The organism is Falsiroseomonas oryzae (assembly GCF_027856955.1).
Lineage (GTDB): Bacteria > Pseudomonadota > Alphaproteobacteria > Acetobacterales > Acetobacteraceae > Falsiroseomonas > Falsiroseomonas oryzae.
On the sequence record NZ_JAPSMD010000786.1, the window covers coordinates 1 to 1349 of the forward strand.

2 protein-coding genes are annotated in these 1349 nt (G+C 75.2%); both read left to right on the forward strand.

All coding sequences use genetic code 11. The features are described 5' to 3' along the window. On the forward strand, nucleotides 1-937 hold a 937-nt coding region (locus OZN99_RS31670; protein WP_270939161.1), incomplete at its 5' end, for an MBL fold metallo-hydrolase. A 10-nt stretch (nucleotides 938-947) separates the two neighbouring features. Next, nucleotides 948-1349 (forward strand): carboxymuconolactone decarboxylase family protein (locus OZN99_RS31675; RefSeq protein ID WP_270939162.1); only part of this gene is annotated, 402 nt, incomplete at its 3' end.

Genomic DNA, 1349 nt, shown 5'->3' on the forward strand with positions numbered 1-1349 from the left:
CGCCGGCGCAGCGCTCGCGCTGGCCGCCCGCGACGCCGCGGCGCAGGTGGCGCGCGCCACGGAGCAGGCGCCCGGCTTCTACCGCCACCGCGTCGGCGAGATCGAGGTGACGGCCCTGCTGGACGGCAACCTGGCCTTCCCCGAGGCCGCCCTGCCCAACCTCTTCGCCGGCTACGACGCGGCCGTGGGCAACCGCCTGCGCGCCGAAGCCTTCGCGCCGGCCGGCGGCGTCCCGCTCGCAGTCAATGCCTACCTCGTCAACACGGGGTCGCGGCTGGTCCTCGTGGATGCCGGCGCGGCGGCGGCGCTCGGCCCGACGCTCGGCCAGATGCCGCGCAACCTGCGCGCCGCCGGCGTGCAGCCCGGCGACATCGACACCATCGTGCTGACCCACCTGCACCGCGACCACTCGGCCGGGCTGATGACGGCCGACGGCGCCGCGCTGTTCCCGCGCGCCGAGCTGCTGGTGGCGGAAGCCGAGGCCGCCTATTGGACCGATGCCGCGGAGGAGAGCCGCGCGCCGGCGCCGCTGCGCCCCTTCTTCGCCCCGGCGAGCGCCGCGCTGGCGGCCTATGCCGGCCGCACGCGCCGCATCGCGACGGAGACCGAGGTGGCGCCCGGCATCCGCACCGTGGCGATCCCCGGCCACACGCCCGGCCATCTCGGCGTGCATGTCGCCTCCGGCGGCGCGCAGTTCCTGATGTGGAGCGACGTGGTGCACGCCCAGGCGCTGCAGTTCGCGCGGCCGGACTGGTCGATCTCCTTCGATTCGGATCCCGGCCTGGCGGCCCAGACGCGCGCGCGCATCTTCGACATGGCGGCGACCGACCGCATCGTCGTCGCCGGCTCCCACCTGGCTTTCCCTGGCATCGGCAACGTCGCCCGCCGCAGCGAGGGCTTCGCCTTCGTGCCGGTCATGTGGCGCTCCCCGATCTAGGCCCGGGGCGGTGGACCCGGCGGAGAAGGACCGGCTGAAGGCGGAGGTGATCGCGGCGCGGCGCTACTGGGCGCCGTTCCACGAAGGCCTGCTGCAGCACGACCCCGCCTTCCTCGAGGCCTATCTCGCCTTTCTGCACGGCCCCTGGCGGTCCGGCGCGCTCGATCCGAAGGTGCGGGAGTTCGTCTACATCGCCGCCGACCTCTCCTGCGCGCATCTCTACGAGCGCGGGGCGAAGCGGCACATGGAATTCGCGCTCGAAGCCGGCGCCACGCCGGCCGAGGTGCTGCAGGTGATCGAGCTGACCGCCGCGCTCGGCACCTGGACCGCGCGCAGCGGCCTGTCGATCCTGGCCGAGGAGGTGGCGCGCGCCGGCCGCCAGCCGCCGCTGCCCGTGCCGCCCGATCGCGCC